This is a genomic window from Pseudomonas vancouverensis (genome assembly GCF_004348895.1).
Taxonomy (GTDB): Bacteria; Pseudomonadota; Gammaproteobacteria; order Pseudomonadales; family Pseudomonadaceae; genus Aquipseudomonas; species Aquipseudomonas vancouverensis.
The window spans coordinates 52,299-67,421 of the sequence record NZ_RRZK01000023.1 but is presented as its reverse complement, the minus strand read 5'-3'; the positions used below and the strand labels follow the sequence as shown (position 1 = coordinate 67,421).

Genomic DNA, 15,123 nt, shown 5'->3' with positions numbered 1-15,123 from the left:
CTTTCTTTACGCAAGCCTTACGCAGCGGCGAACAATTGCTCGCTGATTTGCGTGTGAGCGGCGTTCATGGCATTGGTGCGTACGTCGTCACCGTAAGCCAGGCCTTCAGCGCGGACGATTTCGACGTCGGTGATGCCAATGAAACCGAACAGCAGTTTCAAGTACTCTTCGTGAGCGATACCGCTCGCTTGACCGGCGTGAATACCACCGGAAGTCGACACGATCACCACTTTCTTGCCACCGCACAGGCCTTCAGGACCGGCTTCGGTGTAGCGGAAAGTCTGGCCGGCTACGGCGATGCGATCGATCCAGGCTTTCAACTGGGTCGGAATGGTGAAGTTGTACATTGGCGCGGCAATCACCACGGCATCAGCTGCGAGGAACTCGGCCAGCGTGGTGGCGCTCAGCTCGGCTTCGTGCTGTTGTGCGGCATTGCGCAGTTCCGCGGTGGTACCGGCAGCGACCAGGGTGGTCGAGGAAAAATGGCTGATGGCATCGGCGGCCAGGTCGCGGTAGGTCACCACGGCAGCTGGCTCGGCGGCTTGCCAGGCTTTGACGACTTCCTTGCTCAACTGACGGGAAGCCGAGTTGTCGCCCAGGATGCTCGAATCGATATGCAGCAGTTTCATGTGGGATCTCCAGGTGAGGATCGCCCACAAGGGCGATCTGATGGAACTCATGCTACACACGAAACCAATAGCTGATTAGTCAGTAACAATGCGATAGTTCGTCTCACAGATAGGACAATCAGGCCGATATCATGCAAGACCTCAATGACCTTTACTACTTCGCCAAAGTCGTGGAGGCCGGTGGCTTCGCTGCGGCCGGGCGCTTGCTGGGGATTCCCAAATCACGCCTGTCTCGCCGCATTGCCGAACTGGAGGAGCGCCTGGGCGCGCGCCTGCTACAGCGCACCACCCGGCAATTGAAACTGACCGCCGTGGGCGAACGTTACCTGCGGCACTGCCAGGCGATGTTGCTGGAAGCGGAAATGGCCGACGAAGCCGTGGCCAGCATGTCCAGTGAACCCCGTGGGCGCTTGCGGGTATCCTGCCCGGTCGGACTGGCTCATGAAATCCTGCCGCCGGTGATCAGCGAATTCCTTGAGCGCTTTCCTCAGGTTCAATTGGAGGTGTTATTGCTCAACCGCCGCGTCGATCTGGTCAACGAAGGCATCGATGTCGCATTGCGCGTGCGTGAACTGGGTGATGAAGACCCTTTGCTGGTGACACGCCGCCTGCGCCAGGCGCAAATGCTGATGGTGGCCAGTCCCGGCTTTCTCCACGGCCGGCAGATCAATCATCCAAATGACTTGAAAGACCTGCCCGTGCTCGGCGCCCTCGAACCCGACCGCTTGGTACATATCGGCTTGCTCGACCAGCAAGGCGAGCGTTTCGAACTCGCGCTGGAAGCAAGGCTGGGCATCGATGACTTCGTCGTGCGCAAGGCCAGTACCCTCGCCGGCCTGGGTTTCACCTTGTTGCCGATGCTGTATTGCGAGGAAGAACTGGCAAACGGCTCGCTGATGCAATTACTGCCCGAATGGTCGCTGCCGGGTGGCTGGCTGCAGGCGGTCTACCCGCACAGGCGCGGGGTGATGCCGGCAGTGCGGGCCTGGATCGATCACCTGGTCGAATCATTCAATGCTTGCGGGGAAAGATTGTTATGAAGGCGGGACGCATGAGCGAAGAAGACGTAGCGGCTTTCTGCCTCGCCCTACCCGGTGCGCGGGAAGACTACAAATGGGGTGGCGTGCGGGTGTTCTCGATTGCCGGCAACAAGATGTTTGCCTTGCAGGGACTGCGCGGTGAATCGCTCGCGTTCAAAGTCGACAAGGATCTGTTTCTCGGGCATTGCGACCGCCCGGGCATTCATCCGGCACCTTATCTGGCGCGGGCCCAGTGGATCATCATGCACCCGCCCTACCCGCTGGGCCGCGAAGAGCTGCAAGGCCTGCTGCAACGGTCTCACCAACTGGTGGTGAGCAAGCTGCCCAAGCGCACTCAGGTGGGGCTGCTGCTTTAGGCTGGCATCAGATCAGTGCAAACAGATGGCCACCGACAAACAACAGGTCGATCCAGAACACTTGATGCAGCAGCACGATGAGCCAGAACAGCACCTGAAACGAAACCTTTCGTGTCTTGTGCCGAAACAGCTGCTGGGCGAGCAAGCCACCGGGCCACCCACCGGCAAACTCCAGGGCATGGAGGATGTTTTCCGGCGTGCGCCATTGCTCGGCACGGGCGCGGCGCTTGTCGTGCCAGTACAGCAGGAACGCCAGCAGACTGACGATGCCGTAGGCTGCCAGCGGTATCACTGTCACCCCTCGCAGCCAAAACGACAACGAGCCATACAGCGGCAAGGCGCAGAGGATTACGAACAGCAACCCTTTGAGCCGCCAATGGCGAACAGGTCCCCCGGACTGACGCCCGGGGTTGTTGCGCGAGCGAGCATCACTCACGGCTTGGCAGCTGCCCAGTCAACCCAACCAAATTGCCAGGTCGCCAGTATCAGCAAGCCGAAGGCGATGCGGTACCAGGCAAACGCGGCGTAGCTGTGGGTCGCAATGAACTTGAGCAAGGCCTTGACCGCAATCATCGCGAAGATGAAGGCGGTAACGAAGCCGATCGCAAACACTGGAAAGTCCGCCGGCACAAACAGGTGACGGTACTTGTAGCCCGAATACACCGCCGCACCGACCATGGTCGGCATCGCCAGGAAAAACGAAAACTCGGTGGCGGTTTTACGCGACAGCCCAAACAGCAGGCCACCAATGATGGTCGAACCCGAGCGCGACGTGCCTGGAATCATCGCCAGGCACTGGGCGAAGCCGACTTTCAGGGCGTCTTTCCAGGTGATGTCGTCCACCGATTCGGCGTGCACTTCATGCTGGCGACGTTCAGCCCACAACATGATGATGCCACCCACCACCAAGGCCGTAGCCACGGTGATCGGGTTGAACAGGTACTTGTGGATCAGGTCGGCGAAAATCACCCCGAGTACCACAGCCGGCATGAACGCGATCAACAGGTTGACGGTGAAACGGCGTGCGCTCGGCTGCGTTGGCAAGCCAATGACCACGTCGAGGATCTTGCGCCGAAACTCCCACATGACCGCCAGAATGGCGCCCAGCTGAATGATGATGTTGAAGGCCATCGCCCGCTCGCCACCGAAATCAAGCAAGTCGGCCACGATGATCTGGTGGCCGGTGCTGGAAATGGGCAGGAACTCGGTCAGCCCTTCTACAACCCCAAGAATCAATGCCTGAAAGGCGGTCCAAAGATCCATCAATCCCCCAAAAGGCCGTGCGCTCCGGCAGGCCTCAGCAATATTATTCAAATCATTCAGGTCGACCAGCGTAGCTGAAATCAACCGATACAAGTCCCGGCACACGCCAGGCACCCGGGGAAACAGCAAGCTCAATTCTGGTTTTCCACGGGGCCGGAATCCTATCAGACAAGCCCGTACAACGCTGCCGTGTAATCGGCTCCTCTGGCGACTAACGCCCGGAACCGCTCTGTGGGTACAATCGCGCCCCTCTTTTTCTTCCCCAAGGAACTTCCATGTCCGGGCTTGAACTGTTTGCCGCCGCCCTCGGCGTGATTGCCGTCTGGCTGACGGTCAAACAGAATCCCTGGTGCTGGCCCATCGGGCTGGTCATGGTGCTGCTTTATAGCTGGATCTTTTTTGAGGTGAAGCTGTATTCGGACATGCTGCTGCAGGTTATCTACGCCGCGTTGCAGATTTACGGCTGGTGGCAATGGACCCGCTCGGGCGAAACCCGTCATGGACGCGAGGTCAGCCGCTTGCCAACCAGCGCAGTGGCCGTGAGCCTCGCCATTGGCGCCGCCGGCAGCCTGCTGCTGGGGGCGGCCATGGCCCATTGGACCGACGCCGCGCAACCCTGGCTCGATGCCGCGCTGACCGGCTTCAGCCTGGTCGCACAAGTCTGGATGGCGCAAAAACGCGTGCAATGCTGGCCGTTGTGGATTGCCCTGGATGTAATCTTCGTCGGGCTCTTCCTCTATAAAGGGCTGTACCTGACCGCCACGCTCTACGCCTTGTTCACGGTCATCGCCGTGCAAGGCTGGCGTGAATGGCGCGCCGACCCGGCGTTACACGCATGAAGGTACTGGTACTGACGGGACCGGAATCCAGCGGTAAAAGCTGGTTGGCGGCCGAACTGCAACAACGCTTCGGCGGGATTCGGGTGGACGAATATGTGCGCTGGTTCATCGAGCAGAATCCGCGCGATACCACGCTGGCCGACATCCCCAAGATTGCCCGTGGACAACTCGCCTGGGAAGACCAGGCCCGCACCCAGCAACCCGATCTGCTGATTCTGGACACCCATCTGCTGAGCAACATCCTCTGGAGCCAGACCCTGTTTGGTGATTGCCCGGCGTGGATTGAACAGGCATTGCTGGCTCGTCGTTATGACCTGCATCTGCTGCTGTCGCCGGAACAGGTCGAATGGATGGATGACGGCCAACGTTGCCAACCCGAGTTGAGCGAACGCCAGGCGTTCTTCGAGCAAACGCTAAGATGGCTCCAGGACCATGACCAACCCGTTCAAGTACTGCAAGGCGGCTGGGCCGAACGCCGTGCACTCGCCTTGGACGCCGTCACGCACTTGCTCGCCTCCTGAGCCTGTCGGCGGGGCTGTTTCCCCATGCATCCCCCTGTTTTGGGGCCAAAGTGTCCGATCCTGAAACACCCCTGCACGCGCAAACGGCCCATTTCAACGCCCTTCATCGTTTGGTCACACGACTTGTTACGTCGCTGATACACCCTCGCTCAAACCCGTGTTCCAGAGCGGCGCAACCACTTTATCGGGTCGCACCGTCGTAGTGCTGTCTCAGCGTTGATACACCGCCTGCAACACCCTCCCGGACAAAATCCGTAAGTCGTTGAATCCTCGCAAAATTCCAAAAGCGGCACAGCTTTCGCTCTCTCCTTCACAACGCTGACCAAGGCCAGCCCACAAAAGAAGGAATTGGATCGTGGGAATTTTCAATAAAAAAGGCTTGACCTGTTTACTGCTGCTGGCAAGCGCTGCCGGCACAGTGTTCAGCTACCAGGCTCAAGCCGAAGGCAACGGCGTCATTGTGCTGCAACGGGATGTTCAGCCACATGCCTTCGGTCGTAGCGCTGGCAAGGACCCCTACCCAACCACTGTCAATGCCAACCCTTCCGCGCGCGTCACTGGCGAACTGAGCGATGCCGATATTGCCGGCGTAACCAGCGGTACAGCTTTGCGCAGCAGCAACGGGCAAGCACTGGGCGGCATGCAAGGCCTGAATGTTGTCACCAACCCCAACGGTTTGCCCGGTATGAGCGCCGGCCACGGTGGCGGCAGCGGCAATGCGATCTCCGGCACCATCAACCGCGCCATGAGCGCCGGCCTCGCGCCCCTGACCCGTATGGCCGGAGGCCAATGACATGAATCGTTCGTTACTCCTTCTTGCCCTGCTCGGCTGCGCCAGCGCCATGGCCGACTCGGGTGTCAGTGCAATCGATAACGCCAGCATCCAGAACTCCGGGATTCAGTACAAAGGCAATTACAACGTCAACCAGGCCTCAGGCGATCAGCAACAACAGACCAACGTTCGTGCCATCGCCATCGGAACCGAAGCGGGGGCGACCACCAGCATCCATCAGAAACTCGACACACCTGCCAATCGGTCGATCGATGCCTCGGCCACGATCGGCGGCACCTCTTTCAGTAATGGCAGCGGCGCACTGGGCGTGAACCAGGGTGCCGGTGCCAACAACCAGATGGCCAACGCCATGCGTATCAGCATCAGTGCGATGCCGCAAGCCGTTGACGATAGCGCCCTTTCTCAACAGAACGTGGCGTTGCTACCAAGCTCAGGAGCAACTGGCACCCCAACCGGCAGTCGCCAGGTCGTCACAAGCGACCAGGCCTTCACCGGCAGCCGGGGAGTGATCCAGGTGAACCAGAGTGCCGGGGTGGGGAACCGAATGGCTAACACCCTGAGCATCCGGGTCGCTGACTGACCCGCACAACGCAGTGCGATTAGAAAAGTACCAACACTTAACCAACTAATAAGCACGGAGAAACACCATGAAACCTACAATGGCTCTCAAACCACTGGTTTTCGCTCTGGCAGCAGTGATGTCAATCGCAGCACAAGCAGGCGGTCGTGACGACGATCACGGTCATGGACACAACAACCATCAGCCTAAGGGCCCAACTCTGGAGCAAATTCTGCAAATTACAGCAGGCGCTGGGGCCGCCGTGCTGGATACGCAAGACAGCAACAGCAACGGCGTTCTGAACCAGGGCACCAAAAACAACGCCACCATCGACAATGCGGCCAATGGCGGCAATGGCAACATGGGCATGAACAACGCCGGCGGCGACGGCAACCAACAAGACAACGCTGCTGCCCTGGCCACTGCTGACGAAAGCTTCATCTTCGGCAGCGCGGTTTCCGCCACCAGCGCGACTCAACTCAACTCCGGCAACACCGTTATCAATGCCTCAAGCACTGCCAATGCCAGCCTGAACAACGTTGCAAACGGCGGTTCCGGCAACGCTGGCGTGAACAACGCTGCCGGCGACTTCAACCAACAGAAAAACAACCTGGCAATCGCCGTATCGGGCGGTCGTGTAGCGCAGTCTGCTGCTGCAGCCAACCAAACCTCCACCGGCCTGTCTGTCAGCAACTATGGCACCCAGACCTACAAAAAAGACGAGCTTAAAGGCACCTTTAACGCTGCTGGTGTCTTTGTAGCGGCCGGCGAAGCAACCACCAAAGGTGATGATCACCACGGTGGTTATGGCGACAAAGGCGGCTACGGTGGCGGCAAAGATCAGAAATCTGACTTCGTTGCCGTGGGTGTGTTCGGCCTGGCCGGCGTAACCACTCAACAAGTGATGACTCCAGACGGCTGGAAAAACCCTGTCACCAACAATGCTACCATTAGCAACGTAGGCAACAACTTCTCCGGCAACTTTGGCGCCAACAACGCCGCCGGTGTTGGCAACCAACAAAGCAACTCGCTGTCCATCGCTGCTGGCTGCAAAGCCTGCATGTAATCGCGATAAAGACGAAAGCCCCGGCAACGGGGCTTTTCCACAGTCCCAAGGCGTATCGACCATGCGTAAGACTGCCTTCATCGCCCTACTCTGCCTGTCTGGCCTGACCCAGGCCGCACAGATGCCGGTTGCCGCCCTGCCTGGTGGCGTGCTGGTGTACAAGCAGGTCCAGAGTATCCGTGAACGCAAGTTCAGCGACATCGTCGAACAAAAAACCGATTTCAGCTGCGGCGCCGCCGCACTGGCAACGGTACTGCGCCAGGCCTATTGGCTCGACGTCGATGAAGAGCACATCATCAAAGGCATGCTGGTCAATGCTGACCAGAACCTTGTTCGTACTCAGGGTTTCTCCATGCTGGACATGAAGCGCTACGTTGAAAGCATCGGCATGCGCGCCCGTGGCTACAAGATTCCGCCGGAAAAGCTCGATGCAGTGACGATCCCGGTGGTGGTACTGATGGAAATTCGCGGCTACAAGCACTTCGTGGTATTGCAGCGTGCAGACAAGAACTGGGTCTATATCGGCGACCCGGTACTCGGCCACAAACGCTACTCCCACGATGACTTTGTCAAAGGTTGGAACGGCATTGTCTTTGCCATCGTAGGGCCCGGTTATGACAAGACCAATGCATTGCGCAGTCCACCGGAACCCCTTACGGCAAAGAACAAGCTGGATAACTTCAACCCGGTCAAAGACGCTGAACTGATGGACTTTGGTTTCATACAGAGCGACTTCTTTTAATCGCCAACAAGATGATTTGGGGCAGGATGCTCCGGGAGCAGCACATGAAAACCTCATATTGGCTGGCCGCTGCCTGCCTGGTAGCGAGCACCTCAGGTTTTGCCAATGGATTCAAACCCGTCGAAATCAAGGACCAGGAGCTGGCCGAACTGCGCGGTCGGTTTGTGATGCCAGGTCGAATTATCAGTTTTGGTGTTGTCATGAGCAGTACCTGGCGCAACGCCAGTGGCGACCTGATCGGGGCAACTACCTCGATGCAAATTCAGGCGGCAACAGTCAAACCCGAATTCTATGTTTCAACCATCAAGGAAACCGGTAATGGCAGCGCTCCTGCAACCGGTACCGGCACCGTAATTGGTGGTGCTGGCCTGAATGGCAATAACCAGGGTATTACCCAGGTCACACGAGCCGCAGGCGATGGCAACAGCTCGAATAACAACATCGCCATCAACGTTCAGGAGGCCAATTCGGCTCCGGCTCTGCAGCAAAGCCCAGGTCAGGCGCTTGTGGCCGGTCAGACCATCACTGGGAGCAACGCTGCGGGCAGCGTCGCCGTGTCAGCGACCAACGGCGGCATTCAGATGGCCATTACCGCTAATGGCAACCAGGGTTCGACCGTGCAACAGGTCGCTCAGGGAGGATTACTGCAAAACACCCGTCTACTGGGCAATAGCAACATGGTCAACAATTTGACCCAGCTTAACGTAGTCCTCAATAACAATGGCCCAAGTGCTGGCGCGTTGGACTGCAACCTTAATCAACTCGCGGCACTACGCACCATGGGATATTGAACTACGCTGACTCTCGACCATTGGGCAACAAGGGACGGCTTATTTCATGTATCGATCAGTACCACTGCGTGCGGTTGTATGTTTGAGCACTCTACTCCCGGCAGCGATGCTGCAGGCAGCACCCGACGCCGATGTAGAGGCACTAAAACAAGAACTTCTGGAGTTGAAACAGCGATACGAAGTACAGCAAAAAGCCCTGGCGGTCCTCGAACAACGGGTCCGCCAGGTTGAGGATCAACCCGCATCCCCTCCCCCCAAACGCCTGGCTAAATCGCCGGCCGATCTCAAAGGCAATAAAAACGTCGCCGCCACCGGCACCGGTGCAGCAGCGGCTTCAGGAGGTGCTGCCGGGGGCAGTGGCAGCTCCTATGGACAATCGCTGGCCGACGACTCGCAACCGGCGCAAAGCGTTTCCAACCTGTATGACGAGGCCAGCGGTTTCTTTGGGGGCGGCAAGTTCAGCTTTGAAACGGGGATCACCTATTCTCGCTACGATACCCGCCAGTTGGCCCTCAACGGCTTTCTCGCCCTGGATTCGATCTTTCTGGGCAAAATCAACCTGGACCGTATCAAAGCCGATACCTGGACGCTTGACCTCACAGGCCGCTACAACTACAACAACCGCTGGCAGTTCGACTTGAACGTGCCGGTGATTTACCGTGAAACCACCTATCAATCCGCTGGCGATCAGAACACAGCAAGCGTAACAAGCGAAGATTCGGTCACCCGGGACCCAACGATCGGTGACGTGAACGCTGGCATTGCATACAAATTCCTAGACGAGTCGGTCAATACTCCTGATGCCGTGGTGACGCTGCGTGTTAAAGCCCCTACCGGTAAAGAACCGTTTGGCATCAAGATACGTCAGACAGACCCGAACAATTCCAACCTGTTCGTTCCGGACTCCTTGCCGACCGGTAACGGCGTCTGGTCGATCACCCCGGGGATCTCACTGGTCAAGACGTTCGACCCTGCGGTGCTGTTTGGTAGCTTTTCTTATACCCATAACTTCGAAGAGTCTTTTGATGACATCAGTTCTACTGTCAACCAGAAGAACCCGGGCAAAGTACAACTGGGCGACAGCTTCCAAATCGGCGCAGGTATTGCGTTCGCTCTGAACGAAAAAATGAGTATGTCGTTCTCGGTATCCGACGTCGTGCAGCGCAAAAGTAAAGTCAAACAGGATGGCGCAGATTGGGAATCGGTGCCCGCCAGCGACGCCAACGCCGGTTACTTCAACATCGGTATGACCATTGCGGCCACCGACAACCTGACCATCGTGCCCAACCTGTCCATCGGCATGACGGAGGATGCCCCGGACTTCCAGTTCAGCCTGAAATTCCCTTACTACTTCTGACCCACGCAAAAGCCCCGCTGCGGTTTCAACCGCAGCGGGGCTTTTTTGTTGCCGCCGGTTTAGCGGATCTGATGTTTGTGCAACAGCCGATAAAAAGTCGGGCGTGACACACCCAGCACTTTCGCGGCCACACTCAGGTTGTCACTGTGTCGATTGAGCACATCGCACAGCGCCTGGCGTTCTGCACGAGTCTTGTAATCTTCGAGGGTGCCCATGGGCGTGGCGATGGTCAGTTGACTGATCAACCCCAGGTCACGCGCCTCGATTTGCCGACCTTCGGCCAATACCAGGCCACGGCGCACGCGGTTGGCCAACTCGCGCACATTGCCCGGCCAGTCATGCTTGCCCATGGCGATCAGCGCATCCTCACTGAAACTGCGAGGACGACGGCCGGTTTCGTGGCTGTAGAAATGCGAGAAGTGGTTGGCCAGCATCGACAAATCGCCATGCCGCTCACGCAGCGGTGCAGTCACCACTTGCAGCACGTTCAGGCGGTAGTACAAGTCTTCACGAAAGCGTTTTTTCTCGATGGCGGCCTCGAGGTCGACGTGGGTCGCGGCCAACACCCGCACATCCACCGGGATTGGCTGGCTGCCGCCTACTCGTTCGATGTGTTTTTCCTGGAGAAACCGCAGCAGATTGGCCTGCAACTCCAAAGGCAAATCGCCGATTTCGTCGAGGAACAATGTTCCGCCATTCGCCGCTTCGATCCGTCCAACTTTGCGTTGGTGCGCACCGGTAAAGGCACCTTTCTCGTGGCCAAACAGTTCGGACTGAATCAGGTGTTCGGGAATCGCGCCGCAGTTGATCGCTACAAACGGCTTGCTGTGGCGCTGGGACTGACGATGCAGCGTGCGCGCCACCAATTCTTTACCGGTACCGCTTTCGCCGCGAATCAATACCGGCGATTCGGTCGGTGCCAGTTTGCTCAATAACTTGCGCAGTTCGCGGATCGGTTTACTGTCGCCCAGCAACTCGTGCTCAGGCTGATCGATATGCACCGTGCCCTGCCCGCGCAGGCGTGCCATGCCGAAGGCGCGGCCGAGGGTGACCTGAACACGGGACACGTCGAACGGCAATGTATGGAAGTCAAAAAACCATTCGCAAACAAAATCGCCGACGTTTTGCAGGCGTAGGACTTCCTGATTCAATACGGCGATCCATTCGGTACCGCTGCGGCTGATCAGTTCTTTGACGGCATCGGGGCGCTCGAGGTGAAACGGCTGTAAACGCAACAATCCAACGTCACAACTTCGGTCGGCGGCGTTTTCCAATGTACAACTGTCGACATCCCACCCTACGGAGCGCAATCCCGGTAGCAGGCGATGGCAGTCGTCGCAGGGGTCCACCACTAATAGCCGTCGTAAAGCAGGCGCGTCGCTCATGACTATTCCTTGGCGCCAAATTTAAGAAAAAGTAGGAAAAACAGTCATTTGGCGGACTTGGCTGTAACATTAGCAAGAATTTGACAGGGCCTTGTACCGTTTGACTATAGGACCGCTATCAAATCAGTTATAAGAACCGACATAGTTAGTTACCTATCGAGTCTTTTCTTTCATTCAGCTTTCAAACGCGAGGCTTAATCCTGAGTATATGAAAGAAAGTGCAAATTTCTTTTGATTGGGTGTGACCCGAACCCCGGTTGCGGGCATCAGTACAAGTAACCAGCCGAACGGTAAGCCCAACCGTCGGCGGATCACTTGATTGAGCATACAGAGAGAAGACCCTATGAACGCCCCGCTCCGTATCAACGAAGCTCTTCTGATCGCCGACCGTGCATTTAAACCATTCAAATGCGTGGCCTGGGCACCACAAGATGGTCACGGTGAACTCAGCCTGACCGTGATCGACCGCACCAGCACCAGCATTGGTCGGACCCTGATTCCAAACAGCGCCTACACCGATCCGGCACAGCTCGAGCACCTGCTGGAACAAGCGCGCGCCGAATTGAGCCAGGAAGGCTACAAGTTGCAGTCGTGGACTATGCCGAACTAATTTTTTGTGCGGATTACTTGAAGGTAATCCGCGCCCTTTTCCTGTCATTAGTTAGCCGCTCGCGGGTATCACAGGTACTAATTTTCGCGTCCTTATTCGAACTTTTTGAGTCGGCAATACATCGCAGGCTTGTCAGTGGTTCGAAAAGACACTGTTGTGGCACACAACGACGCTCCACCTGTTAGTTCCGACAGTTGTGCATCTGCCCATTCAGGGATTGAATGTTTTCCTTATAAAGTCGCCAGCCAAACTTCCGGACCATGACGACTCGCAAGGAGATGCGTGCATGTCAATCCAGTCCGCTTTTGCCCTTCCCGATATTCGGCCGGATACCGGAACGCTCGATACGAGCTTCGCCCTCAACGGTAAAACCCAGATCTATTTTGCCAACAGTCTTTCCAGCATGGCCAACGGCATTACTCTCGATGCTCAGGGCCGCTTGCTGGTGGCCGCCAAGGTCGGCATGGCCGAAGGCAGTCGCTTTGGTCTGGCCAGAATGTTGGCAGACGGCTCGGCTGACCTGACCTTCGGCAAACAGGGCAGCGTCATCGGCCAATTCGAGAATGGTTTCGAAGCCACTGGCGCCAAGGTTCTGGTATTGCCCAATGGCAATATCCTGCTGGCTGGCCTGCATTACGAAAATGCCCACCGCACGCTACCCGCCCTTGCGCTGTTTGATCCACAGGGACAGCTGGTTGCACATTTCGGCGACAACGGACACTGTGTGGTGCGCTTGCCCGGTGGCCTTTCCCAAGGCGTGCGCGATGCCTGGTTGCCTCCCGGCGTGCCCGGTGCCGAAGCCTGTGACATCGGCGTGCAAGAAGACGGTCGCATCCTGTTGGTGGCCAATCACCATTTCGAACTGGCCGATCACGTCGGCCTGTTGATTCGCCTGGATGTCGAAGGCTCCCTGGACAGTTCGTTCAATGGCCGTGGCTTTGTCGTGGTCAGACACTTGTTGATGAATACCTGGCTCAGCAGCCTGCAGGTGCAGCGTGACGGTCGCGTGCTGGTGGGCGGGTCGATCAATTTTCCGGAAGAAGGTCTGTTGGCGCGCTACCACACCGATGGCAGCCTTGATACTACCTTCGCCGTGGACGGTTTCATGACGTTCCGGGTCCAGGGTCACGGCGCGCAAATCAGCCAGGTGGTGCAACAGGACAACGGTGACGTGCTGTGCTTTGGCAGCAGCCGTCAGCCGATGCACTGCCTGGCGTTCAAAGTGCACAGCAACGGGCGCCCGGACACGCATTGCAACGGCGGTCACCCGCAACGCCTGGCAATCGGCCACAACGGTTGCCAGTGGACCGGCGCACAGGCCCAACCCGATGGCAGTGTACTGACGGTCGGCGCGACTATCGGCGGCATAGAGGCCGACTTTCTGTTGGCGCGCTACTTGCCCGATGGCCGACTCGATGCCGGCTTCGCCAGCGACGGCTGGGTGCGCACCCGCCTAGGCCCTAGTCTGGATACCGCCACTTCGGTCGCCTTACAGGCCGATGGCAACATCCTCGTTGGCGGCTATTCTCTCGATGGCAACTACAAGGCCGTGGTCTCACGTTATCTTGGTTAGCCTGTCGCGCTTGATCTTCCAATCCGCATACGGCAACTTGCGCGCTTCTTAATACAAGGAGCATTTAATGTCCGGCTCGATGGCCCAGGCGTTCGCGCAAAATTTTCTCGGGCATTCGCCCCGCTGGTACAAGGCCTGCATTGTCGGCTTTCTCGTTCTCAATGCCTTGGTGGTATGGACCATCGGCCCGGTAGCGGCCGGCTGGTTGCTGGTGATCGAGTTCATCTTCACCCTGGCCATGGCCCTCAAATGCTACCCGCTGATGCCCGGCGGCCTGTTGCTGGTTGAAGCCCTGTTGCTGAAGATGACCACGCCCCAGGCGCTGTACGATGAGTTACTGCACAACTTTCCGGTGATCCTGCTGCTGATGTTCATGGTGGCCGGCATCTACTTCATGAAGGACCTGTTGCTGTACCTGTTCTCCCGCCTGTTGCTGGGTGTGCGGTCCAAGGCGCTGCTGGCATTGATGTTCTGTTTCCTGTCGGCGTTCCTCTCGGCTTTTCTCGATGCCCTGACCGTGACAGCGGTGATTATCAGTGCCGCGGTCGGTTTCTATTCGGTGTATCACCGCGTCGCGTCCGGCAACGATCCACGTCAGGACAGCGAGTTCAGCGATGACCAGCACTTGCCCACCCTGCACCACGGAGACCTCGAGCAGTTCCGCGCCTTCCTGCGCAGCCTGCTGATGCACGGAGCCGTGGGCACCGCGCTGGGCGGCGTGTGTACGCTGGTGGGTGAACCACAGAACCTGCTGATCGGCCATGAAATGGGCTGGCACTTTGCCGAATTTTTCACCAAGGTCGCACCGGTGTCCTTGCCGGTGCTGGTGGCCGGGCTGGTGACGTGCGTCTTGCTGGAGAAGCTGCGCTGGTTCGGCTACGGCACCTTGCTGCCCGACAACGTGCGTGCGGTCCTGGCCAATTACGCCGCCGAAGACAACGCCGAGCGCACATCACGCCAGCGCGCAGCACTGCTGGTGCAAGGCCTGGCCGCGTTGATCCTGATTGCCGGATTGGCGTTCCATGTCGCTGAAGTCGGCCTGATCGGCCTGATGGTGATCGTGCTGATCACCGCCTTCACCGGCATCACCGACGAACATCGCCTGGGCAACGCGTTCAAGGACGCCATGCCCTTCACGGCCTTGCTGGTGGTGTTCTTTGCCGTGGTCGCGGTGATTCACGATCAACAACTGTTTGCGCCGCTGATCCACTGGGTGTTGAGCCTGCCGGTGAATCAACAGCCGGGCATGCTGTTCATCGCCAACGGGCTGCTGTCGGCCATCAGCGACAACGTATTCGTGGCGACCATTTACATCACTGAAGTGAAGCGCGCATTCATGGCGGGTGAAATGACCCGTGAACACTTCGAGACGCTGGCCATTGCCATCAATACCGGCACCAATTTGCCGAGTGTCGCAACGCCCAACGGCCAAGCGGCGTTTCTGTTCCTGCTGACCTCGGCGATTGCCCCGCTGGTGCGTCTGTCCTACGGGCGGATGGTGTGGATGGCGGTGCCGTACACGCTGGTGATGGGCGTACTGGGCTGGTATGCGGTGAGTTACTGGCTCTGACAGTCTTGTAGGAGCGAGCATGCTCGCTC

General features: G+C 58.1%; 17 protein-coding genes. 13 read left to right on the top strand and 4 right to left on the bottom strand.

Annotated elements, in window-relative coordinates; all coding sequences use genetic code 11:
- Positions 1–17: 17 nt before the first annotated feature.
- Positions 18–629: an FMN-dependent NADH-azoreductase gene (locus EIY72_RS16940; RefSeq protein ID WP_093220506.1), complete on the bottom strand. Its 612-nt coding sequence runs from the start codon at positions 627–629 to the stop codon at positions 18–20.
- A 131-nt stretch (positions 630–760) separates the two neighbouring features.
- Here EIY72_RS16940 and EIY72_RS16935 point away from each other — a divergent pair, with 131 nt between their 5' ends.
- Positions 761–1,669 carry a LysR substrate-binding domain-containing protein gene (locus EIY72_RS16935; protein WP_093220502.1) on the top strand — a complete coding sequence of 303 codons (909 nt, stop codon included), beginning with the start codon at positions 761–763 and terminating at the stop codon, positions 1,667–1,669.
- Positions 1,666–2,025 carry an MmcQ/YjbR family DNA-binding protein gene (locus tag EIY72_RS16930; RefSeq protein ID WP_093220499.1) on the top strand — a complete coding sequence of 120 codons (360 nt, stop codon included), beginning with the start codon at positions 1,666–1,668 and terminating at the stop codon, positions 2,023–2,025. The genes EIY72_RS16935 and EIY72_RS16930 overlap by 4 nt, the downstream gene beginning before the upstream one ends.
- A gap of 7 nt (positions 2,026–2,032) precedes the next feature.
- Here the strand turns inward: EIY72_RS16930 and EIY72_RS16925 are convergent, their stop codons facing one another.
- Positions 2,033–2,461: a DUF1294 domain-containing protein gene (locus tag EIY72_RS16925; protein WP_093220495.1), complete on the bottom strand. Its 429-nt coding sequence runs from the start codon at positions 2,459–2,461 to the stop codon at positions 2,033–2,035.
- Positions 2,458–3,288, bottom strand: coding sequence for an undecaprenyl-diphosphate phosphatase (locus EIY72_RS16920; RefSeq protein WP_093220491.1), 831 nt, complete (start codon positions 3,286–3,288; stop codon positions 2,458–2,460). Before EIY72_RS16920 ends, EIY72_RS16925 begins: the two co-directional genes overlap by 4 nt.
- A 275-nt stretch (positions 3,289–3,563) precedes the next feature.
- Between EIY72_RS16920 and pnuC the strand changes: the two genes are divergently transcribed.
- The 8 genes from pnuC (at position 3,564) to EIY72_RS16880 (ending at position 9,956) form a co-directional block, all read left to right on the top strand.
- Positions 3,564–4,127: a nicotinamide riboside transporter PnuC gene (gene pnuC / locus EIY72_RS16915; protein WP_093220487.1), complete on the top strand. Its 564-nt coding sequence runs from the start codon at positions 3,564–3,566 to the stop codon at positions 4,125–4,127.
- A complete protein-coding gene (locus EIY72_RS16910) occupies positions 4,124–4,648 on the top strand; it encodes an AAA family ATPase (RefSeq protein WP_093220484.1) in 525 nt (174 codons plus the stop codon). The genes pnuC and EIY72_RS16910 overlap by 4 nt, the downstream gene beginning before the upstream one ends.
- A 355-nt stretch (positions 4,649–5,003) precedes the next feature.
- Positions 5,004–5,441 (top strand): hypothetical protein, encoded by a 438-nt coding sequence (locus EIY72_RS16905; RefSeq protein ID WP_197678834.1) that lies wholly within the window; start codon positions 5,004–5,006, stop codon positions 5,439–5,441.
- 1 nt (position 5,442) lies between these two features.
- Positions 5,443–6,021, top strand: coding sequence for an adhesin (locus tag EIY72_RS16900; RefSeq protein WP_093220479.1), 579 nt, complete (start codon positions 5,443–5,445; stop codon positions 6,019–6,021).
- A gap of 67 nt (positions 6,022–6,088) precedes the next feature.
- On the top strand, positions 6,089–7,066 hold the full coding sequence (locus EIY72_RS16895; RefSeq protein WP_093220475.1) for a heme utilization protein: 978 nt from the start codon (positions 6,089–6,091) through the stop codon (positions 7,064–7,066).
- Positions 7,067–7,127: 61 nt separating this feature from the next.
- Positions 7,128–7,808 (top strand): C39 family peptidase, encoded by a 681-nt coding sequence (locus tag EIY72_RS16890; RefSeq protein WP_093220470.1) that lies wholly within the window; start codon positions 7,128–7,130, stop codon positions 7,806–7,808.
- 26 nt (positions 7,809–7,834) lie between these two features.
- Positions 7,835–8,599, top strand: a complete 765-nt coding sequence (locus tag EIY72_RS16885; protein WP_093220466.1) for a hypothetical protein — start codon at positions 7,835–7,837, stop codon at positions 8,597–8,599.
- Positions 8,600–8,645: 46 nt separating this feature from the next.
- The gene (locus EIY72_RS16880) at positions 8,646–9,956 is read left to right on the top strand and encodes a hypothetical protein (RefSeq protein ID WP_093220462.1); all 1,311 of its coding nucleotides are present in this window, start codon (positions 8,646–8,648) and stop codon (positions 9,954–9,956) included.
- A gap of 59 nt (positions 9,957–10,015) precedes the next feature.
- Here the strand turns inward: EIY72_RS16880 and EIY72_RS16875 are convergent, their stop codons facing one another.
- A complete protein-coding gene (locus EIY72_RS16875) occupies positions 10,016–11,341 on the bottom strand; it encodes a sigma-54 dependent transcriptional regulator (protein WP_093220458.1) in 1,326 nt (441 codons plus the stop codon).
- A 343-nt stretch (positions 11,342–11,684) separates the two neighbouring features.
- On the opposite strand from EIY72_RS16875, the gene EIY72_RS16870 reads away from it, so the two are divergent.
- The 3 genes from EIY72_RS16870 (at position 11,685) to nhaB (ending at position 15,094) form a co-directional block, all read left to right on the top strand.
- Positions 11,685–11,951, top strand: a complete 267-nt coding sequence (locus EIY72_RS16870; RefSeq protein WP_093220455.1) for a hypothetical protein — start codon at positions 11,685–11,687, stop codon at positions 11,949–11,951.
- A gap of 286 nt (positions 11,952–12,237) precedes the next feature.
- Positions 12,238–13,524: an NHL repeat-containing protein gene (locus tag EIY72_RS16865; RefSeq protein ID WP_093220451.1), complete on the top strand. Its 1,287-nt coding sequence runs from the start codon at positions 12,238–12,240 to the stop codon at positions 13,522–13,524.
- Between the two features lie 67 nt (positions 13,525–13,591).
- Positions 13,592–15,094: a sodium/proton antiporter NhaB gene (nhaB, locus tag EIY72_RS16860; RefSeq protein WP_093220447.1), complete on the top strand. Its 1,503-nt coding sequence runs from the start codon at positions 13,592–13,594 to the stop codon at positions 15,092–15,094.
- Positions 15,095–15,123: the final 29 nt, after the last annotated feature.

Bases quoted from the DNA above. Each gene is read 5' to 3' on its own strand.
- EIY72_RS16875 (WP_093220458.1), bottom strand. From the start codon at position 11,341: ATGAGCGACGCGCCTGCTTTACGACGGCTATTAGTGGTGGACCCCTGC.
- EIY72_RS16870 (WP_093220455.1), top strand. From the start codon at position 11,685: ATGAACGCCCCGCTCCGTATCAACGAAGCTCTTCTGATCGCCGACCGT.
- EIY72_RS16930 (WP_093220499.1), top strand. From the start codon at position 1,666: ATGAAGGCGGGACGCATGAGCGAAGAAGACGTAGCGGCTTTCTGCCTC.
- nhaB (WP_093220447.1), top strand. From the start codon at position 13,592: ATGTCCGGCTCGATGGCCCAGGCGTTCGCGCAAAATTTTCTCGGGCAT.
- EIY72_RS16935 (WP_093220502.1), top strand. From the start codon at position 761: ATGCAAGACCTCAATGACCTTTACTACTTCGCCAAAGTCGTGGAGGCC.
- EIY72_RS16890 (WP_093220470.1), top strand. From the start codon at position 7,128: ATGCGTAAGACTGCCTTCATCGCCCTACTCTGCCTGTCTGGCCTGACC.
- EIY72_RS16865 (WP_093220451.1), top strand. From the start codon at position 12,238: ATGTCAATCCAGTCCGCTTTTGCCCTTCCCGATATTCGGCCGGATACC.
- EIY72_RS16895 (WP_093220475.1), top strand. From the start codon at position 6,089: ATGAAACCTACAATGGCTCTCAAACCACTGGTTTTCGCTCTGGCAGCA.
- EIY72_RS16900 (WP_093220479.1), top strand. From the start codon at position 5,443: ATGAATCGTTCGTTACTCCTTCTTGCCCTGCTCGGCTGCGCCAGCGCC.
- pnuC (WP_093220487.1), top strand. From the start codon at position 3,564: ATGTCCGGGCTTGAACTGTTTGCCGCCGCCCTCGGCGTGATTGCCGTC.
- EIY72_RS16920 (WP_093220491.1), bottom strand. From the start codon at position 3,288: ATGGATCTTTGGACCGCCTTTCAGGCATTGATTCTTGGGGTTGTAGAA.
- EIY72_RS16885 (WP_093220466.1), top strand. From the start codon at position 7,835: ATGCTCCGGGAGCAGCACATGAAAACCTCATATTGGCTGGCCGCTGCC.
- EIY72_RS16940 (WP_093220506.1), bottom strand. From the start codon at position 629: ATGAAACTGCTGCATATCGATTCGAGCATCCTGGGCGACAACTCGGCT.
- EIY72_RS16910 (WP_093220484.1), top strand. From the start codon at position 4,124: ATGAAGGTACTGGTACTGACGGGACCGGAATCCAGCGGTAAAAGCTGG.
- EIY72_RS16880 (WP_093220462.1), top strand. From the start codon at position 8,646: ATGTATCGATCAGTACCACTGCGTGCGGTTGTATGTTTGAGCACTCTA.